Source organism: Bifidobacterium sp. N5G01, from assembly GCF_002742425.1.
GTDB classification, from domain to species: Bacteria; Actinomycetota; Actinomycetes; order Actinomycetales; family Bifidobacteriaceae; genus Bifidobacterium; species Bifidobacterium hominis.
On the sequence record NZ_NJNP01000004.1, the window covers coordinates 188,956 to 215,547 of the forward strand.

A 26,592-nucleotide genomic window follows, 5' to 3' on the forward strand; every position below is an offset into this window, starting at 1 on the left:
ACTGCATCAATCGCAATCATATGCGATTGCTGCAATCACAACAGACAGACCGTCAGAAGTATGCTACCGAGTGCTACTCGGCCATCTTGACGTCACGTCCACGCTCAACCGCAACGGTGAGCTTGTTCGAATCGAAGGAGATGAAACCGTCGGTCACTTCGAAGGAGCGACGGCTGCCATCCGGATCCACCACAACGATGGTTCCTTCCTTGATTACGGTCAATACAGGCTCGTGGTTGGGCAGGATGCCCATTCCGCCTTCAGAAGCCGGAATGGTGACGGACTTCGCCGTACCGTGCCACACGGGATGGTCGGCGGCGACGATGTTCACCTGCATTGTCAATCCGGCCATCACGCACCGTATTCCTTCTGCATGTCGTGCCACTTCTTCTCGAGATCGTCGATGCCGCCGATACCGGAGAATGCCTGCTCCGGAACGTCGTCATACACACCGTCGCAAATACGGGTGAAGGCTTCGATGGTCTCGTCCGCCGGAACATAGGAGCCCGGACGACCAGTGAACTTTTCAGCGACGTAGAAGTTCTGGCCGAGGAACTGCTCGATCTTGCGAGCACGGTTCACAGTGGTCTTGTCTTCTTCGCCGAGTTCGTCGATACCAATCAGGGCGATGATGTCCTGCAGCTCCTTGTTACGCTGCAGAATCGCTTTGACACGGTTCGCGCAATCGTAGTGAGCCTGGCCCACGTAACGCGGATCAAGGATTCGCGAGGTGGAGCTCAACGGATCCACTGCCGGGTAGATACCCTTGGAAGCGATGTCACGGGAAAGCTCGGTGGTTGCATCCAAGTGGGCGAAGGTCGTTGCAGGAGCCGGGTCGGTGTAATCATCGGCCGGCACGTAGATAGCCTGCAGCGAGGTGATGGAGTGGCCGCGGGTCGAAGTGATTCGCTCCTGCAGGGCACCCATTTCGTCAGCCAGGTTCGGCTGGTAACCCACTGCGGACGGCATACGGCCGAGCAGGGTGGACACCTCAGAACCAGCTTGGGTGAAACGGAAGATGTTATCGATGAACAGCAGCACATCCTGGTTCTGCACGTCACGGAAGTACTCTGCCATGGTCAGTGCGGTCAGCGGCACGCGCAGACGGGTACCCGGCTGCTCATCCATCTGGCCGAAGACCAGTGCGGTCTTCTCAAGAACGCCAGCCTCGTCCATTTCGCCAATCAGATCGTTACCCTCACGGGTACGCTCGCCGACGCCTGCGAACACGGACACACCGCCGTGGTTCTGGGCGACTCGCTGGATCATTTCCTGAATAAGCACGGTCTTGCCGACGCCTGCGCCACCGAACAGACCAATCTTGCCGCCCTGCACGTACGGGGTCAGCAAATCGATGACCTTAATACCGGTTTCGAACATCTGGGTCTTGGATTCCAGCTGATCGAATGCCGGCGGATTGCGGTGGATAGGCCAACGCTCGGTAACCGTGATGGTCTCGTCATCCTTCTTGTTGAGGATGTTGCCGGACACGTCGAACACGTGGCCCTTGGTCACATCGCCAACAGGAACGGAGATCGGACCGCCGGTGTCAAGCACGGTGGCGCCACGAACGAGGCCGTCAGTCGGCTTCAGCGCCACGGTACGCACGGTGGAGTCGCCGAGGTGCTGTTCGACCTCAAGCGTAATCTTCTTCGTGGTTTCGCCCTCTTCGTTGGCGGTGTTGGTCAGCTCAACGGTAAGTGCGTTGTAAATGTCGGGCAGGTGGCCCACCGGGAATTCGACGTCGATAACCGAACCCTGGATACGCGTGACGCGTCCAGCGGTCGGCTCTGCAGCCGTCTCGGGAGCCGCTGTGGTCTGATTCTCAGCCATATGCGTTCCTACTCTTCCTTCTTATTCAGCGCGTCGGCGCTGCCGATGATTTCGGTAAGTTCCTGGGTAATCGAAGCCTGTCGCGAAGCGTTGAGCTTGCGGGTCAGGTCGTCGATCAGGCTGCGGGCATTGTCTGTAGCCGTATGCATGGCGTTCTGTCGGCTTGCAGTCTCGGATGCCGCCGCTGTGAGCAGGCATTCATGAATACGGGACTGGATGTACTTCGGCAGAATCGCGTCAAGCACTTCGTCGACGCTCGGCTCGAACGCATAAAGCGGGGTCGCGGCATCGGCATCGGATTCGGGCACGGGGCCGGAGTCCTGCTGTTCCGGAAGTACGAGTTCAACGGGCAGCATACGCAGCACGCGCACCTTCTGAACAACCATATTCACGAATTCGGTGAACACGATGTAGAGTTCGGAAACTCCACCTTCGCTCGCCGGCTTCATGTAGGCGTCCATCAGGGCCTTCGAGATGGACTCTGCGACTTCCACGCCGGGCTGGTCGGTATCGCCTTCCCAAGTACCGGCAACATCACGATTGCGGTACTTGTAGTACGTCACACCGCGACGACCATACACATACAGTTCCGGCTGCTTGCCTGCCGCATCGAGGCGGGCCAGCAGCGATTCCGTTTCGCGGATGATCGAGGAGGTGTACGGCCCTGCCATACCACGATCCGAAGTGAGGGCGAGGACAGCCACACGAGGGTTGTCCTCGTCCTTTTTCACGATCGGATGGTCAATATGGGTATGGGCCACCAGCGCTTGCACGGCGTCGAAAATCGCATCGGTATACGGCTTCGCGTTCAAGGCGACGTCACGTGCCTTGGCGATGTGCGAAGACGCGATCATCTCCTGCGCGTTGAAGATTTTCTCCAACGACGCGGTGGAGGCGATCCTAGATTTCAATGCGAGTTGCGAGCCCATGGATCACTTCTCTCCTGCGACGATCTTTTCCTGCTCGACCGGAGTGGCGTTCTTGACGTCAGGCTTCTTCTCGACCAGCGGCTTGCCCGCGCTGGTCACGAAGGTCTCACGGAACGCTTCCACAGCCTTGTCGAGGGCGGCCTCGGTGTCGGCGGTGAAGTCTTCGGTCTCGCGGATGGTCTTGAGAATATCGGTGTTGTGGTCCAAGTAGTCCAGCATGGCCTTCTCGAACGGCAGCACGTCGTTCAGCGGCAGGTCATCCATCTTGCCATGGGTGCCGGCCCACACGGAGACGACTTCCTGTTCCATGGAATACGGGGAGAACTGCGGCTGCTTGAGCAGCTCGGTCAAGTGGGAGCCACGGTTCAGCTGGGCCTTCGAAGCCGCATCCAAATCGGACGCGAACATGGCAAAGGATTCCAGAGAACGGTACTGGGCCAAGGAGATCTTCAACGTGCCGGAGACCTTCTTCAACGCCTTGGTCTGTGCCGCGCCACCGACTCGGGACACGGAGATGCCGACGTCGACAGCCGGACGCTGGTTCGCGTTGAACAGGTCGGACTGCAGGAAGATCTGACCGTCGGTGATGGAGATCACGTTGGTCGGAATGTATGCGGACACGTCGTTTGCCTTGGTTTCGACGATCGGCAGGCCGGTCATCGAACCGCCGCCGAGGTCATCGGAAACCTTGGCGCAACGTTCGAGCAGACGGGAGTGCAGGTAGAACACATCGCCCGGGTATGCCTCACGTCCCGGCGGGCGGCGCAGCAGCAGGGAGATCGAACGGTAAGCCTCAGCCTGCTTCGACAGATCGTCGAAGACGATGAGCACGTGCTTGCCGTTGTACATCCAGTGCTGTCCGATGGCGGAACCGGTGTACGGTGCGATGTACTTGAAGCCTGCGGAATCGGAAGCCGGTGAGGCCACGATGGTGGTGTACTCCATGGCGCCGGATTCTTCGAGGGACTGCTTCACCGACGCGATGGTGGAGCCCTTCTGACCGATGGCCACGTAGATGCAGCGCACCTGCTTCTTCGGGTCGCCGGATTCCCAGTTACGCTTCTGGTTGATGATCGTATCGATTGCGATAGCGGTCTTACCGGTCTGGCGGTCGCCAATGATGAGCTGGCGCTGGCCACGGCCGATAGGCGTCATTGCGTCGATGGCCTTCAGACCGGTGGACATTGGCTCGTCAACCGGATGACGATGCATAACGTCAGGTGCCTGGGCCTCGAGAATACGACGGCCTTCGGTCTTGATCTCGCCAAGACCATCAATCGGGTTGCCTAGCGGGTCCACGACGCGGCCAAGGTAGCCGTCGCCGACGGGCACGGAGAGCACTTCGCCGGTACGACGCACTTCCTGGCCTTCCTCGATACCTGCGAAGTCGCCGAGGATAACCACACCGATCTCGCGGGCGTCAAGGTTGAACGCCAGGCCAAGCGTGCCGTCTTCGAAGGTCAGCAGCTCATTGGCCATGCAACCAGGCAGTCCCGTCACGTGCGCAATGCCGTCACCAGCAGTCGCGACATAACCGACCTCTTGGGTCGGGGTGTCCGACGGCTTGTACGACTCGACGAACTCATCGAGCGCCTTGCGTATCGTGGTGGGATCAATGGTAAGTTCTGCCATGATCACTCCTTATTGTTGTTTATAAATTCAGTCAAGTCTTGTTTCAGGCTTGTTCACCGTGCGGCGAACCGTTAGGCGGTTGCCTTCACCGTGCGCTGAAGATGCTGCAGCTGTGCGACCACTGTGTTGTCGGTGACCTCGTCGCCCACCTGGATACGCATGCCACCCATGACGGTCGGATCGACCACAGAGTTGATGTGCACCGAATGGCCGGTCTTCGCCGTATAGATGGCGACGAGCTTTTCCACCTGCTCCTTGCTCAACGGCGTTGCCGTGGTAACAGTGACCATCGATTCGCCCATATGACGGGAGAACTTGTTGATCAGCCACTGAATGGTCTGCAGGTAGCGGCGATTGCGCAGATTGCAGGTCGCGTGCTCGGCCAGACGCTTGGTCACCTTGGTGAAATCCGCATCACCAATCAGGCTGTACAGCAGCTTGACACGGGCTTCACTGGGAACGGTTGCGTCATACAGCTTGGTGCGCACGACCGGAAGGTTGAGCAGTGCGGAATGCAACTCGGCAAGCTCGACGGAGACCTGCAAAGTTGTATTGGTGTGGTCCGCGTAGTACATCATGCCGTCAACGCCGAAATCCTCGACGGCATTGGCGATATCAGACACGCGGCTCCAACGGCGGGACACCAGATCGGACATGATCTCCATCACCAGTGGATGGGCCTGATCCCCGATCAGGGTCTTGACTACCGCAACCTTGTCTTCGACTGGGCGCGACGGGTCGGTGAGGGCACGTTCAAGCTGGATGTTGTGGTCAAGCGCGCTGGTGATCGTGAACAGCTCGTTCCCGATACGCCATGCGTCCTCACCGCTGTTACGCAGCTTGGGGGCCAGCGAGTCACGAGAAACGCGATCTGCGATACGCGATGCTTCTCCTCGCATTGGTCACCTCCCTTTCTTGAAGGTTTCGATCACTTCTTGTCGCTGTCCATGTCGGCGATCATCTGGTCGATCATCGACGACTGCACATCGTTATTCTCGAGCTTGCTACCCAGGATCTTGCCGGCCAGTGCCGTTGCCAGCACGCCGACTTCACCCTTGAGACTCACCAGAGCCTGCTGCTGCTGCGATTCGATGGAACGCTGGGCGGTAGCGGTGATCTGCGCCGCATCGCTTTCGGCACGGGTACGTGCGTCCGCAATGATGTGCGATGCCTCCGTACGTGCGTCGTCACGGATCTTGGATGCCTCGACGCGCGCCTTGCTCAGCTGAGCCTCGTACTTCGCCTTGGCTTCATCGGCATCCTTCTGGGCCTGTTCGGCCTTGGCGATGCCACCTTCGATCTTGGCAGCGCGCTCATCGAACACGGCCTGGAACTTCGGCAGGAAGAACTTGTAGAAGAACACGGCGACGATGATCAGAATGACCAACGACCAGAAAATGTCGTAGCTTTTCGGAAGGAACAATTCCATTTCGCTAGCTGCGGTCACCATAGTGTCTTCCTCCTTTCATGTTCGTTTGCGTCTTCGGTGTTACCTTGAATCAAGTCTTACTTGATGAAGGCGAGCACGAAGCCGAGCAGTGCCAGCACCTCGACGAATGCCAGGCCCAGGAACATGAGGGTCTGCAGACGGCTGCCGAGCTCAGGCTGGCGAGCGGTGCCTTCGATGGTCTTGCCGATCAGGATGCCCAGACCGATGCCAGGGCCGATGGCTGCGAGGCCGTAGCCAACGACGTTCAGGTTGCCGGCAACCTCAGCGAGGGTAACGATATCCATGATTGTTTCCTTTCTGGTTATTGCTTGACAAGAAGCAACAATTAAAAAGCCGGCGGTCAGTCGATCTCCGGATAGCTCATATTGATGTATGCGGTGGTCAGGATGGCGAAGATGTAAGCCTGCAGGCAGGCGACCAGCGCCTCGAACAGGAACATGAACATGCCAGCTGCGAAAGTGATGACGCCGAACGGCATGAACACCTTGTTCACCACATCAATGAGGAAGTACTGCGTGGCCGAAAGGCACAGCGCAAGAATCAAGTGGCCCGAAACCATGTTGGCGAACAGTCGGATCGTCAACGAGAACGGACGGATAATCAGCAGCTCAAGCAGCTGAATCGGGGACAGCAGAATGTAGATCGGGGCCGGAACGCCCTTCGGGAAGATCTCATCTCTCAGGAAGTGGCCGAGGCCCTTTTCACGAATGCCTGCAATCCAGTATTGGCAGAAGCACCACATGGCGAATACCAGCGGCAGCGTAATCGTTGCGCTTGCCGCGATATTGAAGCCTGGGATGATGCCACACAGATTGAAGACCAGCAACGTGCAGAACACGGTGGTGATCATCGGCACGTAACGCTTGCCGCGCAGCTCGCCCATCACCTGATAGACGATGTTGTCGCGGACGAATTCGATCAACCATTCGACTGCTCCCTGCCAACGGCTGGGGATGAGCTTTGCACGGTTTGCCGTAATTCCGAGAACCAGCAGCATGATGACGGTCGCAAGAATGCGAACGAGGATGATGCGGTTAATGGCGAACGGCGTGCCCTGAAAAACGAACGGATCGGGAAGGAAGTCATCGATACTGGGCATCTCGGGACCATCAGCGATGGTCAGCATGCCCTTCCCCAATGCACCAATCATTCACGCCTCCTGCTCTTGTGTCAGCTGTTAGTTTAGCCCAACAACCGAGTCGAATGTGACGTTCTGGTTACTTAACCAAAGCGTACTTCGAAGTATGCATCGACGCGACCGGAGTCCCGTGCGACGCATTCGACTCCGAATGGCTGGATAGGATTATTAGCCCGTGTCTAGACAACGTCCACACACTTGGAGTTTTCCTTACGGCCATTTAGTTTTTCCGGCGTTTCGCTTCAAGCTGGACTAACTAGACACGGCTCTGTGATTCGTCGGATAGTCGACGTTATCCAGCATACCGCATGTTTTCAGTAAAACGTTTCACCATATCTATCGAGTGTCGGAGATCTTTTAGACCAATTCAGCCAACACCGATAAATCACAGACGAATGCGATTGATACAAACAAAAAAGATGCACACAATCACGCGATTCGTATCACGCGGATTATCTGCATCTTCAGCACATCGACGGCTTCCGCAATGTTACGGAAGGGACCTTGGATTTAGTCGTGGATCACGCCGTAGCCGTCGCGCACGAACGGCGCGAACGCATCGACACGCGGCGAACCCGGCTGATGGCGAATCGAACGATCCGTGCCAAGACGCTTCTGCGCACGAAGCTGCGGAACCTCGCTCAAATCGTATGGCGTGGTCTGATACACCCAATTCAGCCAATTACGCCACAACAGATTCGCGTGGGCACGCCACGCGAACACCGGCTCAAGCTGTGGATCGTCATGCGGGAAGTAGTTTTCGGGGAACGGCACGTTCGTCATCCCCTTCTTCATATCGCGCTCATACTCCTCGGCCAAGGTGTACTTGCCGTACTCCCAGTGTCCAAGCGCGAACACCTCCGAAAAATCGCGGGTGGCGATCAGACCAGGACCGGATTTCGGACCCCACGTAAGCACCTGCAATTCGGGATTGCGGGCGACATCACCCTCGCTCACCCCTGCAAGGCGAGAATGCGGCTGCAGGCAGATCTCGTCGAAACCGTTCGTCAGGAAGCAGTATTCATCCTGCAAATACTGCGGAAACACACCGAAAATCTTCTCCGGAAGATTCTCTTTGCGCACGTTATAGCGGTAATTGAGCGCACCCATCGCACCCCAGCACAAATACATGGTGGAAAACACATGCGTGGAAGCCCAGTCGAGAATCTTTTTGAACTCATCCCAATAATCGACCTGCTCGAAATCAAGATGCTCGACGGGAGCACCCGTCACCACGAAGCCGTCGTAATAGTTGTCTTGGAACGCGTCGAGGGTTTCGTAAAACTTCACTAAATGGTCGGCGCTCACATGCGTACCCTTATGCGTGGAGGTCTTCATGAAATCGATCTCCACCTGCAGCGGACTCTTCGAAATCAGGCGCAGCAGCTGAGTTTCCGTCTCAACCTTCTTCGGCATGAGATTCAGGATCACCAACTTAAGCGGGCGCACACGCTGACGCTCCGCTTCGGGCTTTTCGAGCGCGAAAATACGCTCGGAGTCGAGAATGTCTCTGGCCGGAAGGCCGCTGGGAATCTTGATAGGCATGCTTCTATTATGGTGCGGAGTCGGATATGGCGCACTCCCCTGCGCCGGCGATCGGTCGAAACGGGTATAGGAAAAATGGATAACGCGCTATTCGTGGCGCTGTTTTACACGGCCAAACGAGCGCGACACGCCGATTTGACATATTTGGAAGTAATCGTAAAGTTAATAGAGCTGTCTTAAAGACAAGCCGACGCGGGGTGGAGCAGCTCGGTAGCTCGCTGGGCTCATAACCCAGAGGTCCATGGTTCAAATCCATGCCCCGCTACCAATCGGGGCAGGCCGTCAGAGTTCATCTCTGGCGGCCTTTCTCATATCCAAAGCAATGGCAACTCTCAGCACGATGGTGTGCCATGCGCAAACAATTTCCAGCCCCGCAGTGGGCAAATGATGTAAACCATTGGCTTGATTCCCTCAAGGCGGCCGCATACTCGCCGGCCACCCTTTCGACGAGACGATGCCAATTGACCGCGTTGAGCCGTGCGCTCGGTGGATCCCCTCTCGATGTGGATGCCGACGAATTGGTTGACTATTTCGCCTCCAGATCTTGGAAGCCGGAGACGCGCAAGAGCGCGCGCAATGCGGTGGTCAGTTTCTTCCGCTGGTTTCAGGCGAGCGGGAAACGTGATGATGATCCGAGCGACGAGCTGCCGAGCGTCCGGAGGCCGCAGGCCCATCCGCGTCCATGCCCGGACCGCATCATTATCCAGGCGATGCGGCAGGCGGACGATGAGGAGCGACTGATGCTCAGGCTTGGCGCCGAGTGCGGGTTGAGAAGATCAGAGATTGCCGCGACCTCATCCGATGACGTGCTCGATGATGTTGGAGGAAGGAGCCTGATGGTCAGAGGCAAGGGCGACAAGCAGCGCATAGTGCCACTGCCCGACGAGCTGGCCGATGAGATCCTCGGCCATGACGGATACTGCTTCCCTGGCCGTTTCGGCGGGCATGTCGAGGCCACGTATGTCGGCAAACGGCTCTCCCGCCTGCTCGGCGACTGGACGCCACACTCGCTCCGCCACCGGTACGCGACGCGCATGTACGAGGCCACCGGTGACATCATGCTCGTCTCGAAGCTGCTTGGCCATGAAAGCGTGGAGACCACGCAACGCTACGTGGCGATGCCTGACAGCCGGCTCCGTGTCGGTCTGTCGTCAATCGCCCTCGGAGCGTGATTACAATTAATCCATCACATCAATGAATGATGCGCGAAGGGAGAGAACAATGAAAAGGATGATCGCGGCGATATGCGCCGCCATGATGCTGTGCGGACTCGCCGGATGCGGCACGGCAACAATACCGGACGTCACCGGCATGTCCATCACCGATGCAAGGTCGAAGCTCAATAGCGCCGGCTTCTACTCCGTCGATGTCAAGGATATGGGTGGCAAAGCCGCGTTCGATGGCAAGGTCCAGAGCCAGAAGCCGAAGGCCGGCAAGGAAGCGTCCACATCCGACCAGGTGGAGCTCGTCGTTAAGTCGGCGGCCGATCAGGCGCAGGAGGCGGTTGATGCCAGCAAGAAATTGAAGCAGGCCGCCGAGGATGTCAAGGGCAAGGATGCTGTCGAGGCCATCAAGACTCTGCAGGATATGAGCGCCGTCGGATCTATCAAGGACAAGAACGGAGCCGATGTCAGCGAGCAGCGGATCACCGACGATGAGGCCAACGGCGTCAAATGGGTGGTGACCGACGCCTACGCGCACACAATCACCAGCCAGACCATCGATCTGGTGGTGGACACGGAAGCCAACGTGGCGGCCTCCCAAGCGCAGGACCAGCAGAAGCAGCAGCTCGAGCAGAAGCTGTCCACCACCGCAGCGCTGGCCGCCTGCCGTGAATATGGCAAGCAGCTTTATCCATACGGCTTCAAGACTCATGACATCGCCGGGGTCATCCAGGACTTCACGCCATCAGACGAAAACACATGGTTCTACAAGGCGACCGCCGATGTAACCAACGCCTTCGGCGCGAAGCAGAAGGGGCTGACATACGAGTGCTCCGTCACCGGCACGACGGACGCACCGCAGGTCGTGGACTTCAACGTCTATTAATAAAGAGGGCAAAAAACGACAATAAGCCCCTCACCTTCCATGTTTTTTCCATGAAGATGAGGGGCTTTCCTTTTGCCTTTTTTGGACAGCGCTATGCTGCGAGGTCGAGCTTGTCCTTACTGAGCTTGCCGCCGAGCGCTGAATTGACGGCCGTGTAGACCACCTGCGCGACGCCGACGACGCCAGCCAGCACAACTCCCCAGCCATTGCCGTCGAAACCGCCGGTGGCGGCGATGGCGAGCGCGCCGAGGATGATGCTGACGGCGAGGGAGAACAGTCCGACGTATTCGGATGGGATGTATTTCTTTACCGCCTGCACGATGGCAGGGCAGACGAGTGCGACGATCGCGGATGCGAGCGCCGTTGCGTTGGAGATGTCCATCTTGATCCTTTCTGAGTGTTGTGGATGGGGCTTCCGCAACGCAAACGTTGCGGAAGCGTTTTATCAGCGGAGCACTTGGCCGGGGTGGATGATGTAGGGGTAGCTGAGGCCGTTGCGTTGCGCGGCCGCCTGCCATCCCGTCGCCCCGTAGATGGTCCACAGGCTCTCGCCTGCTGTGACCACGTGCGAGGTGCCGACGACGTGCGCGCCGACATTGGAGGCCGTGGAGCCTCCGTAGCAGACTTGCTGCCCAGGCCAGATGCGGTTGATGTTGCCGCTGGGCACGCTCCACGCGCTGGCCGGCGTGCGGCCGGTACGGCTGGCGATCGCGCCCATGGTGTCGCCGCTGGATACAACGACGCAGTAGGCTCCGCCGTTGTTTCCGGACACGCTGCCCGAGGATCCGGCGAGGCGCCGGTTGACGATGGCCATGACCTCCGTGTAGCGGCTGCCGAGCAGCTGGCGGCGCTGCGGGTCGTTGCCGTACTCGCCTCGGATCACGGCCGAGGCGAGTGTGTTCGCGTCGGCGACCGGGGCTCCGTTGGTCTTGTTGTTCGGCGGCGGCGTGGTCGCGTTGGACGTGACGGAGGATGCCGGAGCGCCCGCGTACTTCGCCCAGGTCACGGCGTCGCCGTAGAACCAGTTGACGTCCACCGCGCCGCTGATGCCGCCGACCGCGCCGGAACTGGAATACTGCCACGCGGCCGCGAACGGCCACGGGCTGACGCTGTACGGCACGGAGCCGGGATCACGCAGCCGGTCGCCCATGTAGCCGCGCGGATAGCCCGCGACCCACAGTCCGGCGTTCGTGGCCACGACGGCCGACCAGTCGCCGGTCGGAATCATGGCCGCGCTCATGTAGATCATCGGGTTGACGCCCCATGTGGACTTGACGCGGTTGACCCAGCGCAAAGCCCACCATGTCTGCTTGCCCCAATATCCGCCGGGGGCGGAAGGCTCCCAGTCGAGCACTGGGATGGCGCGGCCGACCATGCCGCGCGCCCGCGCCTCGGCCACGAATTTGTCGGCCTCGGCCTCCGGACTGCTGGTCTGCGGACTGGCGAAGTCGTAGGCGCCCTCGCGGATGCCGTTGGCTCGTGCGGCGTTGACCTGGCATGTGGCGTATGGGTTGACGTATCCCGTGCCCTGATTGAGCTTGATGAACGCGAAGTTGACGCCGGACGACTTGGCCTGCGCGCCGTTCCAGCAACCTTGGTAGCTGGCCGTGTCGATGCCGGTGTCGGCCATCGCGCATGGGGCGATGGCGAGGCATGCGGCGATGAGGAGCGCGACCGTCGGCTGGCGGTAGCGTCGGCGTGGCTTGGCGTGCTTCGGTGTTCCTTTGTTGGCTGTTGTCATTCCTTTCCTTTCCTTGTTGTTGTTGTGGTCAGTAGTCCCAGTCGTCGGATGCGAGACGGCGGCTGTAGTCGGCTTTGAGCTGCGTGATGCGCACATGGCCGGCGCCGTTGTATCCGGCGGCGAGGTATCGTTTGCCGACCTCGAGCTGGTGTTCGTGCTGGGTTCGGTCCTGGGTGGCGGCGAAAAGCTCCGATCTCATGGCCGACTGTTCGATGCTGTTGAGGCGTCGGTTGTCGTTGTCGAGCTTCGAGCAGACTTTGGCGAGCTGGACGTCGAGTTTGGCGATCTCGCCGGCGAGACGGTCGATGTCGGCCTTGGTGGCCCAGCCCGCGTCGAAGCGTTTGGTGGCCCAGCCGACGATGCCTCCGCCGCACGCCGTTATGATGCTGACGATGATGGTGAGCCATGCCGGCGAGCTCATGTCACTCCACCGTGCCCGCGTCGGGGTCGGCCGGTTCCTCTTCCCTGACGCCGAGCGCGGCCTTGACGTCGTCTCGGATGGGGGCCGGCACCTGGTCGATGGTGCGCAGGCCGTTGCGGACGAGGGCCACGTAGATGGGGATCATCTTCTTCCTCACTGTTCACCTCCCATCGCTTCGTACAGGCTTGCGATCGCGTCGAGGCCGTCGAGCTGGAGCTGCTTGAGTTCGTCGATGCGCTGACGGTCGGTCTTGGAGTCCTCCTCGGCCTCGGCGAAGAGCTGGTCGGCCTGCTCGACGGCTTCCTGCTCGAGCAGGTTGTATCGGACGATGTAGGCTTCGCGCGCAATCCACTGTTCTCCGGCGGGCTGGCCGTCGATCGCCGGGGTATCGACCTTGGCGATGTCCTTGCGGATGCGGATGTCGGCGCCTCCGTCGGCGCGTGGATGGTAGTCCACCTCCGCCGGTTCGGCCGAGTATGTCACGGTCTGGATCATGGTGTCTCCTTTCACGCCGCGAGGACCTTCCTCGCGCGGCGCATGGTCTTGTCGATGCCGTTGCGACGGCGGTATTGGACGCTGTCGCTCCATTTGAAGTAGCCGTAATAGCTGGCCAAACGTCTTGCCAGCCAAATGGGGATGCTCGCCATCCGTCGTGCGCGGCGGAAGTTGCGGCGTGCGCGAAGGAACACGCCGTGCCGGATGTTGACCCGGCCGTGCGGGCGGAAGGTGAAGCCGACCATGTCGATGGGCTCCAGCGCGAGCCGTTTGGCGTTCCACTCCGGATGCACGTCGAGGTGCAGGGAACGGCGCAGATAGGCGGAGAGCATGCGCGCCGCCATGCGCAGATCCGCCTTCCCTCGGCCGATGAGCAGGATGTCGTCCATATAGAAGAGGACGTGGGTGACGAGCCTATGCCTCACCACGGTGCCGTCGCGCCTGCGACGGAGCTTGGCCAGGCGTTCGGTGGCGAAATGGTAGGCGTAGCTCAGGTAATAGTTGGCCAGCCATTGGCTGGCGTAGCTGCCGATGTTGAGCCCCTGCGTTCCGGCGTATCGGTCGATGAGGTGGTATGCGAGGCGCAGCAGCGTCCTGTCGCCTACATCCTTGGCGAGCAGGCGCTTGAGGGTGGTTCTGTCGATCGACGGGTAGCATTTGCGGACGTCGAGTTTTATGAACCATTTGGATGAGCGTTGGCGGGTCCATCGTTTGATGGCCTTGCGCGCGTCGATGGTGCCGCGCCGTTCGACGCTGGCGGTCTGCCATCGGCCGATCTTGGCGTCCAGCATGGGTCTCATCGCGTCGATGGCGACGTGGTCGAGGATCTGGTGGTGGACGGATTCGCGGCCGATGACGCGGTGCTTGCCGCTGATCGGTTCGACTCGGTTGAAGTATCGGATGGTGGTGTCGTGGAAGCGTCCGGTGCGGATCTCCGACGCGATGGTCTCGGCGACGCGGTCGAGGTTGGGGTGGTGGTCGAGCCATGCCGACACGTCCCTTCTGGACCGTTTTCCTTTTAAATAGTGGTCGATGCTTTCGCGCACGAAGCGCGGGTCGGCCACATTGGTGTGTTTGCAGTATGTCTTCATTCAAGCTATCTGGACTATGGCGGCGTTCGGCCGATGGCCTACCGGTCGCGTGCTTGGTTTGATTTTCGGCTTAGGTTGCCGTGGCTGGCCCTCTCGCGGACGGCGGAGGGTAGTTGCGACGCAATGATGTTCGTGTTTTCCAGATTGGCGGCCCCCGTTGTTCCACCTGCGGTTGGCCGGATCGTTCCTGAGGTTCGAGCAGAACGCGCCGTAGTGCGCGCCGTCCCTGAGGTTGCCGAAGCGCCGAACGCCGATGTCCGGAGGCTCGCCGTCGCAAATCCCGAAGAATTGTCGCGGTGGAAGTGATGAGGGGGCGTTCGCCCCCTCGCTGCGCTCACCCCCACCGCTCTCGTCTACGCCTTCGAGCGGCCAAGCGCAGACAGGCGGCCCCCGAAGAACCACCAGCGGGAGGCCGGATCGTTCCAGAGGAACGAGCAGAACGCGCCGAAGCGCGCGCCGTCCCAGAGGTAGCCGAAGCGCCGGTGCATCTTGATGCCGGGCTGTTTGACCGGGTCGCCGCCGACGGCGTCGCACAGGCCGGTGGCGCTGCTGGCTCCGGTGCCGACGGGCAGCGGGATGCCGGCGGCGATGGAGAGGTCCTGGCAGTACTGCCATTGGTTGGAGGTCTTGTCGGTGAAGGCCGGGAAGTCTCCGATGCGCGTGTAGTCGGCGGTGATGGCGGTCTTGTTGGCCTTGGTGGTGTCGTAGGTCTTCCACAGTTCGCAGTGGCCGGCGGTGTCGGAGTCCTTGACGGCCTTTACGAGCGTGTCCTGTTCTCCCTCGTACATGCCGCAGAACAGTTCGATGTTCTGGAGCTTGATGGGCTGGTGCAGGACGTTGAGCTCGCCGTGCGGGATGCCGTCGGTGCCGAGGACCCGGTCGGTGGCGCCCGTGCGGTATGGCATGACGGACACGTAGTCCTTGAGGTTGCCGGTCGGGTTGATGGTGGTGATGGCGTCGCCGTCGAGGTCGAGGGCCGTGTTGGTGGCGTCGATGACGGTCTTGCCGATGATCCTGCGGCATTCGGCGACGGAGTGGTTGCCTGTGTTGTTGCGTTCGCCGTCGGTGCCGACGTTGACGTAGTTGTCGACGTCGAATCCTGCCGCGTCGGCGGTGCTGACGATGACGCGGTGCGCGTTCGATTCGCCCTTGGTGACGGTGGCCTGCTTGGAGTGCTGGAACATGCCGCCGAGTACGTCGCTGTTGGTGGTGCCCCATTTCATCATGAGCATGAGCTGGATGTACGCCGCGTCGGCGGACGTGAGGCCGCTGTAGCCTTTGCCGAGTTTCGCGGCGCGGTCGATGTAGTCGTTCTGGCATCCGAAGTCGCGCGACGGTTGGATGCCGCTCCAGCTGGTCGGCTTGCCGTTGGAGTCGAGGCCGGCCATGTATTTGGCGTGCAGCATGCAGGAGCGTTCGGTGCCGTCGGGCAGGAGCAGGCCTGGCATCGGGCTGAAGCCGGTCCATTTGCTGTCGGAGATGAGGATCTCGAGGCTGGTGGAGGTCTCGCGTACCGCGTAGTAGAGCGGCGGGGTCATGATCCAGACGAGGCCGTTGCGCCCGTACTGGTCGTAATGCTGGTCGTGGCCCTCGATCGCGGTGACGTGCGGCTTGCCGTCGTCTCCGACGGTGGCGTTGACGTTGAGGCATTGGAAGGCGTTGAGTGCGCGGTAGTCGTCGCGGCCGGCGGTGGTGTTGGTGGATTTCTCGATGACGAGGCCGGTGTTGTCGCGGGTTTTGACGCATGCCGGACTGTTGGACGCGGCCCATTTCGGTTTCTGTACGCCGTAGACGGCGCCGGTGCGGTGCGCCTTCCAGTATTCCGCGATGTTCGTGTATTCGCCTTTGGCGTCGTCGCGGGTCAGCGTGCGGCCGGTGTCGGCCTTGCCGATGGTGGCGTTGAGGCTCGCGGTGATGGCGCGTGCGAGGCCGTCGACGCGGACGACCTTCTTGGTGTCGACTGTCATTCCTGTTCCTTTCTCAGTTGGCGAGGTGGGTGCCGGCGGCGACGAACTGGCTGATCCAGTCGATGTCCTCGTCGGTGAGTTCGGTGAGCGGGCTGGTCTGTCCGAGCGGCGTGAAACTGCCGCCGTCCACGTAGCTCAGGTCGCTGTAGTTGGCGGTGTCGTTGCCGGCAGGCAGTTCGAAGTAGCGGATCCGTTGGACGGTGTCGCCGATCATCTCGGCCACCTTCCAGACCCACCTGCCGTCGGTGTTCTCAAGCTTCACGGTGGCTTTGCCCTGCTTGTCGAGATCGACTTTGAACGGCTTCGGCAGGATCAGGTCGGTGCCGGCGAAGTGGTGGCGTTCCGGCTGGAAGATCAGTGAGCCGACTGCTGGGTCGGTGGTGCCGTCGCCTTTGGGTAGGCGGATGCTGATGTTGATTGTGGTCGTGGCCATGGTTGCATTCCTTTCTCTAGGCCGTGTACCAGGTGGTGTGCAGGTAGATGGGGTTGCTGGACCCGTCGTTTCCTTGCTCGCATCGGATGGTGCCGTCGGTGCCGATGACCCACCATTGCGATGAGAAGTAGTGGTTTGGCGTCTTGGTCTGACGGTCTGGCCGGTAGCCTGCTGGGATGGTCGCGCAGACATATCCAGTCTGGAAGCCTCCGGTGCGTGAGATGGAGCCGTCGAGTGTGACCATGCCTCCGTCTTTGCGGATGGCGAGTGGTGGCGTGCCCTGCTTCCAGTCGGTGCTGGTTGGCTGGAGCGTGGCCCATTTGCTTGCGCCGGTGGCGGGCGGGAGCAGGTGCGTGGCGATGGCGAGCGCTCCTTGGATGGTGATGAGGCATCGGTCTCCTGGGTTTGCGGTGATGGTTTCCGGTGTGGCTTGGATGTTGGTGAGTGTGGTGCCGTCGATGGTGATGTCGACGGTGGTGTTGTGGGTTTGGGTGATGGTGGCGATGCGGGTGGTGGTGTTTTGTGTGTGTGGTTGGTTGGTGATTTGCAGGCCGAGTTGTCGGCCGAGTTGTCGTGCGATGGTGGTGTCGGTGTTCATGAGGCTTCTCGGAGTTCGGTTTGGGTGGGGAGTCCTGGTTTGAGGGTGATGGTTTGGGTGCGGATGGCGTAGGTGCCGGTGATGTGTTGTGTGGGGAGGTTGAGTGTGATGGTGTCGCCGATGGTGATGGGTGCGATGATGTGCGTGCCGGTGATGCGGTGGATGGCGTGTTGGTTGGTGGCGAGGAGGTCTGCGGCTTTTTGGTTGGCCATTTGTTGGAGTTGTTGGTCGGTTTGGTTTTCGGGGATGTCGTCGTATCGGTATTTTTTGCTGATGACGCGGCCGCGGTTGGGAATGCTTGTGGGGCTGTTTGGGTCGGTGTCTTTGGCGGTGCCGATGATTTCTTTTTCCTGGCTGGTGTAGATGGCGATGATCTGGTTGGCGGTGTCGAAGGTTTCTCGTTCGTCGGTGGTTTGTTTGGTCCATCGGCAGGTTGGTCCTTCGGTGAATGTCCAGGATGGTTTGCGTCGGCTTGGGTCGGTGTATGGCTGGAGGATGACGTGGCCGTATGGGTCGGTGCGGCAGGTGGTCCAGCCGGCGATGGTGAGCAGGTCGTTGGCAATGGCGAGTTTGTTGTCGGTCTGGTCGTCGGTGAGCCCGTAGGTGAGGGTGGTGCCGGTGCGGTAGTCGCTGTTGGGGTGTGGGAGGACGGTGAGTCCGTTGCCTGTGATGATTTTTTCGGCTTCGGCGACGGGGTCGCTTCCGGCTGGGATGCTGATCGGTTTGGCGTATTGGTCGTCGGCAAGCTCGCGGAGGCGGCCGTAGAGGGTGAGCGGGATGGTGGTGGTCGGTCCGTTGGTCTCGCGTTTGTCGGCCGACCAGAGGTAGGTGCCGAGTGGGATGCTTTCGCTGGTTTGGTCGGCGTAGGTGATGTCGGCCCAGATGCGGAGCAGGTCGGTGCCGAACAGGCTGGAGCCTTCGAGGTCGAGGGTGGCCTGTTCGGTGACCGTGGTGTCCTGGTTGCGTTCGATGCTGCCGCCTTGGACGATGCCTTTGACGATGCCGGTTTCGTTGCCTGTGTTTCGGTCGACGCGCATGACTCGGATCTCGGTGTCGAATCGCATGGCGTGGTGGCGCTGGTCCATGGCGGCGTTCTCCTTTCAGCTGTTTGGTTCTTCCCAGAGGATTTCGGTCATGTCGATGTCAAGCGTGGCCGTTGGTCCTTTGGCTTTGATGTGTGTGCTGATTGCGGCTTTGACGAAGGCTCGGGTGCCGTCGACGTTGCGCCACCATGCGTAGGTGTTGGCGCGTGCGAGGCGGCGGATGCGCTGGTAGAGCTGTCCGTCGAGGTAGTCGAGGCTTGTGCTGGCGGTGATCTGGTTGTCGAGCCGGCGGCTGGAGTAGCTGGCCGGCAGGTCGGTGTCCCCTCCGAGCTCGAAGTGGTACTCCTCCGTGTCGTGCGACTGCTTCTCGCCGATGTCGAAGCCACCGCCGACGGGGATGGCTTCGCTGGCGTCCGTGCCGAAGTTGAGCATGCACATGTCGGTCGTGACTGTCGTGGTGACGATGGTCTCGCTGACTGCTCCGCTGGCGGCGTGAGCCGTGATGCGGTAGCCGATCTCACGGTTGAGCGGCGGGAGCCTGTCGATGGCCTGTCTGCCGTCTGCCAGTCGTTCCGACAAAGTCAGTTCGTCGCCGTCGAGCAGTCTGGTCACGGCCATCCATTCGGTCTTCGGCTGGCCGTCCGTCGGAGTGCCGGCGAGCGCGGTGACCATGACGCTGAAGTTGCTGCCATCGATGTCGATGTTGGCTTTTGGTGGCGCCGGCGGGGTGTAGGCGACGTTAGCGCCTCGGCTTGCCGTGGTGGTGAGGGTGCTGCCGCCCTGGACGGTGACGTCGATGATGAGTTCGGAGCCGTTTTCCGGCAGGTATTTCGACTGATCGACGGTCAGGCTTCTGGCGCTGCCGTTGAGGTCGATCTGATAGACGACGGCTCCGTCTTTGCGGATGCTGACGCGCTGGTAGGCGACGCCGGTGGTATCGGCTACCGACCATGCGATGTCGAACGGGCTGGCGGTGATGGTGGTTGGGTCGGTGACGGTGACGTTCGGTGGGGTCGCCGTGCGGATGGTGGTCGGCTGGCTCCATTCGCCCCAGTCGGCATGCAGGCCTTTGGTGCGGACGCGGATCTGCCATCGGCCGTTTGTGCTGGTCTGGAGCCTGTAGGTGGTGGCTGTGGTGGTCGATGCCGTCGTGACGGTCCCGGTCGGATCGGTGAGTTCGATCTGCGCGGCCGTCTGTCTTGATCCGTCCGGATGATTCGGCGTCCATTTGACGTCGAGCGCGAGCGGCGTGGCCAGTGTGGTGCCCTGCCTTGGCGTTGTGATGGTCGGCGCGTTTGGCGGGCAGATGGTAGTGATCTGGTTGGATTGCGTCCACTCTCCGGTGAGCATCCCTTTGGAGGTGTCGTCTCCATAGATTGGGCGGCGGGCGCGGGCGCGGTATTCGACGAGACCGGCCGGGGTGTTGTCATCAAGCACCTGCGCTGGTTTGCCGGCGTAGCTGCCGGTGGTGAGGTCCTGCCAGTCGCCGCCGTTGCATCGGCGTTGCACGTCGAAGCCATTGGCGTAGCCGCCGGACAGATCGACGAGGATCTGCGCGGATTTGGCTCCGGTCTTGACGGCTTCGACCTTTGCCGGCGAGCGTGGCGTGGTGTAGATGACCGGCGAGTCGACGTGGGTGGAGTCGCCGGCCTGGTTTCGCGCGTAGACGGCGAACTGGTAGCGGCCGTTCGGTTTGAGGTTCGTGTACGTGTAGTTGGTTTTGTCCCAGTTGAGGACGGTCGCGCCGGATCCGCCTTTCTGATCGCTCCATGTGTTCCAGTTCCCGCCGTCGAGCGCGATGCGCTGGGCGAGGAGGACCTGTTTCCATGGTTTGAGAGCGCCGTTGTCCCAGTTGCCTTGCCATGTGATGGTCGCCTTGTTGTCGGATGCTCTGGCGAACGACACGTTTTTCGGCGGGTTTGGCTTGTGGTAGTTGATGCCGCCGGTGTACACGCCGCAGCTGGAGTTGCTGGTGCCGGAGTTGGGGCCGTTCCAGTAGATGCTTCCGCTGCAGGTGATGTTGCGCGCCGATTCCGCTTTGGCGACCGTCAGGTCTGCGGCGAGGATGCACACCTCGCTGTTGACGCCGAGGTTCTTGTTGCCGGAGTTCGAGGTGTGCGCGACTTGTTGGCCGTTGATCCATGCCGTGGCGGCGACCCAGCCGTAGTAGTTCCATCCGTTGAGTGACTGCCACCATACCTCGACGTGGATGGTGTCGGTGGTGTCGGTGAAGCCGGTGACCCACGCCTTGACGTGCGTGCGCCAGTTTCCGCAGATGTTGCCGTATCCGTCGGCCATTGTTCATCAGCTCCTTGCGGTGACGGTCGCGCCGCAGGCGGAGACGAGTTCGGCGAGGAGCCGTTGGAGTCGTTCGTTGCCTTCGATGGCGCGGTTGTTGAGTGTGATGTTGTAGGTCGTCGCCTTCGACGCGGCAGGTATCGCCGTGGACTGCGCGGAGAAGCGCATGTCGCCGGCGGTGATGGATGCCGTGGCCTTGCGCAGGCTGTCCTTGAGCGCATCGGTCGAGATTGTCGGCAGCGGGATGCTTTGCGGGATGGCGGCGGAGACCATGGCGTCGGCGGCGTTCTTGAACGCCGGAGCGCTTCGTTCGACGCCGATGGCGGCGCCTCTGCCGATCATCACGCCGACCTGGTCGCGGAAGACTCGTGATGGCGAGTGGATGCCGAGCTTGCTTTTGACCCAGTCGAGCGCGTTCTTCGCCGCGTTGACCGCCGCGTTGACGAGGTCTCCGGCGGCGGATGCGACGCCGCCGGCGATGCCTCTGATGATGTTCAGGCCGACACTACCCCAGTTGACGCCGGCGAAGGCGTTTTTGATGCTCGAGATGATCGACGGGATCTTGCCGACGAGCTGCGGGATGGCTGACACGAAGCCGGAGGCGAGTGTGGCGAGCATCTGCACACCGGTGGAAAGGATCTGCGGCAAGTGGCTGACGATGGTGCCGACGACGCCGGCGATGATCTGCGGCACGTATGCGATGAGCTGCGGGAGCGCCTGCGCGAGGCCCGTCACGAGGGTGGAGAGCATCTGCATGCCGGTGGAGAGGATGTTCGGCAGGTTGTTGCACAGGCCGTCGATGAGCGTCGAGATGATCTTCGGCACCTGAGCGACGAGCTGCGGCATCGCGGACACGAGTCCGTTGACCAGGTTCAGGATCATCTGCACGCCCTGCTCCATGAGCTGCGGGAGCCCGGTGGCGAGCGCGGTGATGATGGCCGTGATGATCTGTGGGATGGCGGCGGCGAGTGTCGGCAGGCTTGCGACGATGCCTTGCAGGAGTCCGTCGAGCAGTGTCAGGCCGGCGCTCATGAGCTGTGGCGCGGCGGCGATGAGGCTGGTCACGAGGGTGGTCACGAGGGTGACGGCCATCGGCATGAGCACGGGCAGGTGGGAGGCCAGGCTGGTGACGATGGTGTCGATGAGCAGCGTGCCAACAGAGATGAGCGACGGCAGCGCGGACGTGATGCCCTGGAGCACCATTTCGATGATGTAGGTGCCCGAGGAGATGAACTGCGGCAGGCTGGACTGGATCCACGTTTCGGCCTTGGAGAGAATGTCGGGCAGTGATGCGAACGCGGAGTCGATGACCCGCGACAGTTGTCCGCCCATCTGGCTGTTGATCATGCCGATACCGGCGACGAGCGCGGCGGCGAGCGCTCCGATGCCGAGGAATTTGATGAAGTTTCCCGGTGCGAAGAATCCGGTGACGAGGTTGCCGATGGCGTCGAGGCCGGATTGGAGTTTGCCTCCGGCGGAGCCGATGGCGTTTTGCAGTGGTCCGCCGATGGCGTCGCCGAGTCCGCCGAAGATGTTGCCGAACGCGGTTTTGAATGGTGCGGCGAGGCTGGAGATTTTGCCGGTGATGGCGCTGGTTTTGCCGCTGATTTTGGAGAGCGCGCTGGCGAAGGGGTCGCCGTCGAGGGTCATGGCTTCGCGGATGGTTTTGTTGAACAGCGGTTTTGTTTTGTCGCCTATGGCGGTGATGGCGCTGCCGAGTGGTGAGGTGTTGATTTTTCCGGCGGCGGTTCCGAGGCCTTTGGTGATGGCGTCGCCGATTTGTCCGGCTTTGGTTTTGATGCCGGTGGCCGTGGCGGTGAGGCCGGTGTACAGGCTGCTGTTCTCCCATTTGAAGGCGAGGCTTGCCACGCCTGGCGTGAGTTTCGCGCGGATGGTGTCGAATATGCCGTCGGTGGCGGTGGCGAGTTGGCTGCCGCCTTGTCTGATGCGGTTGATGGCGTTGGCGAAGGGGTCGCCGTCGATGGCCATGGCGTCGCGCAGGCTTGGGTTGAGGTAGCCTTTGGCGTTGGCGATCTGGGTTTTGATGGCGTCGAACGCGCCGCCGATGTCGCTGCCTCCTTTTTTGAGGTTGGCGACGAGGTCGGCGATGCCTTTGTCTCCGGATTTGCCGAGTTGGTCGAGGACCGAGACGATTTTGTCCGCGTTGCCTCCGACCGTGGCGAGGGTGGCGAAGCCGCCGGCGAGGGTGGCGGCCTGCGCGGCGAGGTCGGCGATGCTGGTTTTGCCGCTGGCGATGCTGTTGCCGAGGTCTTCGATCTTCTGCGCGACGATGGATGCGGCGGTGTCGAGGCGGCCGGCGAACTGGTCGGCGAGTTTTCCGGTTGCGGTGGTGGTCTGGTCGATGATGGGGATGAGCTTGCCGCCTACTTTGGTGGCGGCGTTGAGGAGCGGGGTCTCGAACTGTTCGCCGAGTCGGCCGATGGCGGCCTTGACGTTGCCGACCATGCCGTCGAAGCTTTCGCCTGCGTTCTTGGCGGCTCCGCCGATGTGTTCCTTCATGGCGGCCTCGAAGTCGGCGAAGCTGACTTTGCCGTCGGAGACCATGTCGCTGGCCGCTTCGGTGGTGGTGTGGAAATGATCGGCCAGATACTGCAGGACGGGGATGCCGGAGCCCATGAGCTGGAGCATGTCGTCGCCCTGCAGTTTGCCTTTCGCGGCGACCTGGGAGAAGATCAGGCCCATGTCCTGGAAGCTGCGGCCGCTGATCTGGGCGGCGTCGCCGACCGTGGTCAGCACTCCCTCGAGGTCGCCGCCCTGCTTGATGCCGGACGCGACGAGCGTGGCGGCGACGCTTGCGGCGTCGCCGAGTCCGAAGGCCGTGCCTTTGACGGAGGCGAGCGCGTTGCCCATGATCTTGTCGACGCTGGCGGTGTCGTATTTGAGGGCTTTGAGCTTGGTTTGGGCGCGTTCGATGTTGAGCGCGCGGTCGAAGCCGCCTTTCGCGGTCAGGCCGGCGATGCCGGATGCGATGCCGGCGATGGCGCCGACTCCGACTTTGCCGATTTTGCCGAACGCGCCGCCGATGGTGGAGATGATGCTTTTGCCGCTTTTTTGGGTGCCGGTGGCGGTGCCGTTGCTGATGGAGCCTTCGATGGCTTTGCCGAGGCCTTTGGTGCTTGGGCTGATGATGATGTAGCCGGTGCCGAGTTCCTGCGCCATCGTTGGCTCCTTCGCTTTTCAGTTATTCCTCTATTCCTCGTTCATCCAGTCCTCCGGCAGGCCGAGGCGGCGGTTGAGCAGTGCGCGTCGCCTGTGGTCGTGCCGGTGTTTGGGCGGTGTCGGCTCCGAGAGGAGCGTGTCCGGTTTCGCCCAGTCGGGCGTGAGGTTGAGTTTCGACTGGCCCTGGTTGATGGATTGGACGAGTTTGTCGGTGTCGTCCGGGACGTATGCCCAGCCGGCGAGCGCGGCGAAGCTGTGGCTTCGCCGGTTTTTGAGGATTTCCCTGCACATCGGCCATGCGATGTTGAGGGGTGTGGTCTTCGGGTCGAGGGGCTGGTGCCAGACTTGCATCCAGTCGTATTGCAGGGCCGCCCGGTGGTCCTGCCAGAGGGTGATGAGGATCAGGCTTTTGGGTCGGTCTTCCCCGCCTGCGCCCATGCGTCGATGATGCGTCCGATGTCGGCGATCTTGTCGCCGCTCTTGGTGTCGAGCTCACGTTCGATGAGCGGGTATTCGCGGACGAGGTAGGCGAGGATGGTGGCCATGAAGTTGATTTTTTCCTCTTGGGTGAGGTTCTTCCATCCGCGGCTGACGGCGGTGAGGCCGACGATGATGACGCTGGTCGGCAGGTTCGCGCTGTCGTCGAGGCGTGGGAGGTCCATTTTCACGTCGCCGTATTGGATGTGGACGGGGCGCGCCTCTTCGGGGTCGGCGATGGCTGTGGGTGTGATGGTCTGGATGTTGTCGGTCATTGTTTGTCTTTCTGCGATGCGCCGGCTGCTTGAGGGCGGGTGGGCCCCGCCGTCGGCGGCGGGCGCGGGAACGGCGGCGGGGCGCGGGTTGATGGTCAGACGTCCATGGGGAAGCCGTAGAGCTTCATGAAGTACGGCGTGGCGGCCACGTCCTTGTAGGTGCGCAGGGTCATGCCGAAGTTCATCAGGTCGCTGACCTTCCATTCGATGTCCTCGCGTTCGTTGACCTTGCATTTCGGCGCGTGCAGGAGCAGGAGGTGGTCGGATTGGGTGACGCCTGCGACGACGTACTGCGCGGTCTTGTTGCATTCCACGTGGTCGATGGTCAGGCTGCCGTCCGCGCCGACGGATGCGTCGAAGTACGTTTCGACGACTTCCTTCTTCGATTCGAGGCCGGCGAAGCCGATGGTCCAGTATCCGCCGGAGCTCCAGGAGAGCACGTTGTCTCCGTTGTGGGCGGTGAAGTCGTTGGTGTCGCCGTCCTCCGGGTGGATGGTGATGCCGTCTTCGGAGAAGTAGCCGAACGGCTTCTTTCCGGATACGGGACGCCAGTCCTTGCCGAAGGTGCCGATGTTCTCACCGACGTCGTACCGGTAGATCGCCGCCTCTTTGATGAGGTTGACGTAGTTCTTGCTGTTGCCTTCGGACACGAAGCTCAGGCCGGCGGCGCCGGCGGCGAGCAGCTGCGCCTCGAGGGCGGCGGTGTCGTTTGCCATTGGTGTGGCTCCTTTGTTTGTGGTGGTGGTCATGCGGCTTCGACGGTGAGCAGGATGACGGTGTAGGCGAAGTCCTGCCGCAGGTCGTCGTCGTGTGTCTGGAGTGGTCCGGATTCGACGCTGGCGTCGATGAGGGGCCGCTTGCGCCGGTTGTCGAGCAGCCATCGGCAGATGGTCTCGCTGAGCGCCAGGGCTTTGGGCCAGTCGCATGTCCTGCCGTCGTCTTGTGGCGCGTACACGCTGGCGCGCAGGCGCATGTACTGGCTGACCGGCGTCGGATAGGCGGCGCGGTCGAGCGCGAGGCGCACGCGCGGCATGGTCGTCGAGGCGGGCATGTCCCAGCCGATGGCCGCTTCGGGGATGGCCTGCGTGAGGCCGTCGAGGATGAGGCCGCTTGGGTCCCTGCCGATCGCGTTCATACGCTCACCTGGCCGAGGATGCGGGTGAGTGTGCCGTGTTTGGCTTCGAGCGCGACCGGTGCCGTGGCTACGACGTTGCCGTGGCTGGCGTCGTCGTTGCGGTACACGGTGATGCGCGGGTCTCCGGCTGCGGCGCGTTCGACCTGGGCCTGCACGTTGTCGAGCAGGGCCTTGTTGTGCAGGAGCTGTCGTTCGACGTTCCCGCGGTTGAGGACGAATCTGACGTTGCTCATTGGTCCTCTCCTTCCTCGGCGTGGATCTTCACGCCGATGCCGGTGTCGCCGCGCCTCCAGACCTCGGGCGGCTGGGTGACGCGCATGGTCCGGTCTCGGACGGTGAGCAGGTCGCCGGCGAGGATTCCGAACGGCAGGCCTCCGCGGTGGTAGAGGTTGCAGCCGTGCGTGATGGTGCGTCGTCCGGCGGTGTCGGTGCGGTCGTATGCGCATGGTTCCACGAGCGCCTGCACGGTGCCGACTGTGGACGGCGCGCCGACGGTGCGGCGGCCGTCGGTGGTTGTTTCGTCGGCGCGGGCGACGGTGATGGTTTCGGTGGGCGGCGTTCTCATGCGTCTCCCGTCATGGCGACGGTGAACATGCGGCCGCTTCCGGCGGCGTCGAGGTCGGCGAGCTCGCTGGATGTGAGGTACAGGTCTCCGTTTGGGTTGCTGTACGACCAGCTGTCGGCGAAGGGGCCGGTGGTCTGCGATCCCTGGCTGAGTCCTTCGGGGTTCGTCTCCTCGGCGACCATGGCGCGTTTGACCATGTTGCAGCAGATGTCCTTGCAGATGCCGGGCTCGGCCTCCTCCGCCTGCGCCCATGAGGGGCATTGCAGGCGGAGGAGGCCGAGCCCGGCATCTGCAAGG

30 protein-coding genes and 1 tRNA gene are annotated in these 26,592 nt (G+C 61.5%); 3 read left to right on the forward strand and 28 right to left on the reverse strand.

The genetic code is table 11. The annotated features are described in order from the left end of the window. Positions 1-73: 73 nt before the first annotated feature. The 9 genes from CE168_RS07370 to CE168_RS07410 form a co-directional block, all read right to left on the reverse strand. Entirely contained in the window at positions 74-352 is a 279-nt protein-coding gene (locus CE168_RS07370; RefSeq protein WP_034879774.1) for a F0F1 ATP synthase subunit epsilon, read from the reverse strand. After that, positions 352-1,833 (reverse strand): F0F1 ATP synthase subunit beta, encoded by a 1,482-nt coding sequence (atpD, locus tag CE168_RS07375; RefSeq protein WP_039199253.1) that lies wholly within the window; start codon positions 1,831-1,833, stop codon positions 352-354. Before atpD ends, CE168_RS07370 begins: the two co-directional genes overlap by 1 nt. An 8-nt stretch (positions 1,834-1,841) precedes the next feature. Continuing rightward, positions 1,842-2,762: a F0F1 ATP synthase subunit gamma gene (locus tag CE168_RS07380; RefSeq protein WP_004223300.1), complete on the reverse strand. Its 921-nt coding sequence runs from the start codon at positions 2,760-2,762 to the stop codon at positions 1,842-1,844. Between the two features lie 3 nt (positions 2,763-2,765). Then, entirely contained in the window at positions 2,766-4,394 is a 1,629-nt protein-coding gene (gene atpA / locus CE168_RS07385; RefSeq protein ID WP_099571781.1) for a F0F1 ATP synthase subunit alpha, read from the reverse strand. A gap of 71 nt (positions 4,395-4,465) precedes the next feature. Further along, positions 4,466-5,293 carry a F0F1 ATP synthase subunit delta gene (locus CE168_RS07390; RefSeq protein ID WP_099571782.1) on the reverse strand — a complete coding sequence of 276 codons (828 nt, stop codon included), beginning with the start codon at positions 5,291-5,293 and terminating at the stop codon, positions 4,466-4,468. Positions 5,294-5,322: 29 nt separating this feature from the next. Further along, positions 5,323-5,844, reverse strand: a complete 522-nt coding sequence (locus CE168_RS07395) for a F0F1 ATP synthase subunit B (RefSeq protein ID WP_099571783.1) — start codon at positions 5,842-5,844, stop codon at positions 5,323-5,325. A gap of 56 nt (positions 5,845-5,900) precedes the next feature. Beyond that, a complete protein-coding gene (gene atpE, locus CE168_RS07400; protein ID WP_003809874.1) occupies positions 5,901-6,128 on the reverse strand; it encodes an ATP synthase F0 subunit C in 228 nt (75 codons plus the stop codon). A gap of 56 nt (positions 6,129-6,184) precedes the next feature. After that, complete coding sequence (atpB, locus tag CE168_RS07405; RefSeq protein WP_099571784.1) at positions 6,185-6,994, reverse strand: F0F1 ATP synthase subunit A; 810 nt, start codon at positions 6,992-6,994, stop codon at positions 6,185-6,187. 498 nt (positions 6,995-7,492) lie between these two features. Beyond that, a complete protein-coding gene (locus CE168_RS07410; protein ID WP_099571785.1) occupies positions 7,493-8,527 on the reverse strand; it encodes a homoserine O-succinyltransferase in 1,035 nt (344 codons plus the stop codon). 191 nt (positions 8,528-8,718) lie between these two features. On the opposite strand from CE168_RS07410, the gene CE168_RS07415 reads away from it, so the two are divergent. The 3 genes from CE168_RS07415 to CE168_RS07425 all read left to right on the forward strand — a co-directional run bounded on the left by CE168_RS07415 (position 8,719) and on the right by CE168_RS07425 (position 10,576). Next, positions 8,719-8,795: transfer RNA gene (locus tag CE168_RS07415), tRNA-Met, on the forward strand. Between the two features lie 82 nt (positions 8,796-8,877). Next, positions 8,878-9,699, forward strand: a complete 822-nt coding sequence (locus CE168_RS07420) for a tyrosine-type recombinase/integrase (RefSeq protein ID WP_099571786.1) — start codon at positions 8,878-8,880, stop codon at positions 9,697-9,699. 49 nt (positions 9,700-9,748) lie between these two features. Beyond that, positions 9,749-10,576 carry a PASTA domain-containing protein gene (locus tag CE168_RS07425; protein ID WP_180753751.1) on the forward strand — a complete coding sequence of 276 codons (828 nt, stop codon included), beginning with the start codon at positions 9,749-9,751 and terminating at the stop codon, positions 10,574-10,576. A gap of 91 nt (positions 10,577-10,667) precedes the next feature. Here CE168_RS07425 and CE168_RS07430 read toward each other — a convergent pair whose 3' ends face one another. The 19 genes from CE168_RS07430 to CE168_RS07515 all read right to left on the reverse strand — a co-directional run. After that, positions 10,668-10,958, reverse strand: a complete 291-nt coding sequence (locus tag CE168_RS07430; protein ID WP_099571788.1) for a holin — start codon at positions 10,956-10,958, stop codon at positions 10,668-10,670. A gap of 63 nt (positions 10,959-11,021) precedes the next feature. After that, positions 11,022-12,317, reverse strand: a complete 1,296-nt coding sequence (locus tag CE168_RS07435) for a GH25 family lysozyme (RefSeq protein WP_180753752.1) — start codon at positions 12,315-12,317, stop codon at positions 11,022-11,024. A 28-nt stretch (positions 12,318-12,345) separates the two neighbouring features. Then, complete coding sequence (locus CE168_RS07440; protein WP_099571790.1) at positions 12,346-12,738, reverse strand: hypothetical protein; 393 nt, start codon at positions 12,736-12,738, stop codon at positions 12,346-12,348. 1 nt (position 12,739) lies between these two features. Continuing rightward, positions 12,740-12,895 (reverse strand): CD1375 family protein, encoded by a 156-nt coding sequence (locus CE168_RS09185; RefSeq protein ID WP_180753753.1) that lies wholly within the window; start codon positions 12,893-12,895, stop codon positions 12,740-12,742. Next, positions 12,892-13,233 (reverse strand): hypothetical protein, encoded by a 342-nt coding sequence (locus CE168_RS09190; protein WP_180753754.1) that lies wholly within the window; start codon positions 13,231-13,233, stop codon positions 12,892-12,894. Before CE168_RS09190 ends, CE168_RS09185 begins: the two co-directional genes overlap by 4 nt. Before the next feature lie 11 nt (positions 13,234-13,244). Continuing rightward, complete coding sequence (locus tag CE168_RS07445; protein WP_236824359.1) at positions 13,245-14,324, reverse strand: RNA-directed DNA polymerase; 1,080 nt, start codon at positions 14,322-14,324, stop codon at positions 13,245-13,247. Between the two features lie 353 nt (positions 14,325-14,677). After that, positions 14,678-16,291 (reverse strand): hypothetical protein, encoded by a 1,614-nt coding sequence (locus tag CE168_RS07455; RefSeq protein WP_099571792.1) that lies wholly within the window; start codon positions 16,289-16,291, stop codon positions 14,678-14,680. 13 nt (positions 16,292-16,304) lie between these two features. After that, on the reverse strand, positions 16,305-16,724 hold the full coding sequence (locus tag CE168_RS07460; RefSeq protein WP_099571793.1) for a hypothetical protein: 420 nt from the start codon (positions 16,722-16,724) through the stop codon (positions 16,305-16,307). Between the two features lie 16 nt (positions 16,725-16,740). Beyond that, positions 16,741-17,322, reverse strand: coding sequence for a hypothetical protein (locus tag CE168_RS07465; RefSeq protein WP_099571794.1), 582 nt, complete (start codon positions 17,320-17,322; stop codon positions 16,741-16,743). Continuing rightward, positions 17,319-18,407 (reverse strand): hypothetical protein, encoded by a 1,089-nt coding sequence (locus CE168_RS07470; RefSeq protein ID WP_099571795.1) that lies wholly within the window; start codon positions 18,405-18,407, stop codon positions 17,319-17,321. Before CE168_RS07470 ends, CE168_RS07465 begins: the two co-directional genes overlap by 4 nt. 15 nt (positions 18,408-18,422) lie before the next feature. After that, a complete protein-coding gene (locus tag CE168_RS07475) occupies positions 18,423-20,663 on the reverse strand; it encodes a fibronectin type III domain-containing protein (RefSeq protein ID WP_099571796.1) in 2,241 nt (746 codons plus the stop codon). 6 nt (positions 20,664-20,669) lie between these two features. Further along, on the reverse strand, positions 20,670-23,843 hold the full coding sequence (locus CE168_RS07480) for a tape measure protein (RefSeq protein ID WP_099571797.1): 3,174 nt from the start codon (positions 23,841-23,843) through the stop codon (positions 20,670-20,672). 30 nt (positions 23,844-23,873) lie between these two features. Continuing rightward, positions 23,874-24,281, reverse strand: coding sequence for a hypothetical protein (locus tag CE168_RS07485; protein WP_099571798.1), 408 nt, complete (start codon positions 24,279-24,281; stop codon positions 23,874-23,876). Then, a complete protein-coding gene (locus tag CE168_RS07490; protein WP_099571799.1) occupies positions 24,245-24,595 on the reverse strand; it encodes a hypothetical protein in 351 nt (116 codons plus the stop codon). Before CE168_RS07490 ends, CE168_RS07485 begins: the two co-directional genes overlap by 37 nt. A gap of 95 nt (positions 24,596-24,690) precedes the next feature. Next, positions 24,691-25,311 carry a hypothetical protein gene (locus tag CE168_RS07495; RefSeq protein ID WP_099571800.1) on the reverse strand — a complete coding sequence of 207 codons (621 nt, stop codon included), beginning with the start codon at positions 25,309-25,311 and terminating at the stop codon, positions 24,691-24,693. 29 nt (positions 25,312-25,340) lie between these two features. Further along, entirely contained in the window at positions 25,341-25,730 is a 390-nt protein-coding gene (locus CE168_RS07500; protein ID WP_099571801.1) for a hypothetical protein, read from the reverse strand. Further along, complete coding sequence (locus CE168_RS07505) at positions 25,727-25,963, reverse strand: hypothetical protein (RefSeq protein WP_099571802.1); 237 nt, start codon at positions 25,961-25,963, stop codon at positions 25,727-25,729. The genes CE168_RS07500 and CE168_RS07505 overlap by 4 nt, the downstream gene beginning before the upstream one ends. Further along, the gene (locus CE168_RS07510; protein ID WP_099571803.1) at positions 25,960-26,295 is read right to left on the reverse strand and encodes a hypothetical protein; all 336 of its coding nucleotides are present in this window, start codon (positions 26,293-26,295) and stop codon (positions 25,960-25,962) included. The genes CE168_RS07505 and CE168_RS07510 overlap by 4 nt, the downstream gene beginning before the upstream one ends. Next, on the reverse strand, positions 26,292-26,592 hold a 301-nt coding region (locus CE168_RS07515; protein ID WP_099571804.1), incomplete at its 5' end, for a Gp19/Gp15/Gp42 family protein. The genes CE168_RS07515 and CE168_RS07510, both read right to left, overlap by 4 nt.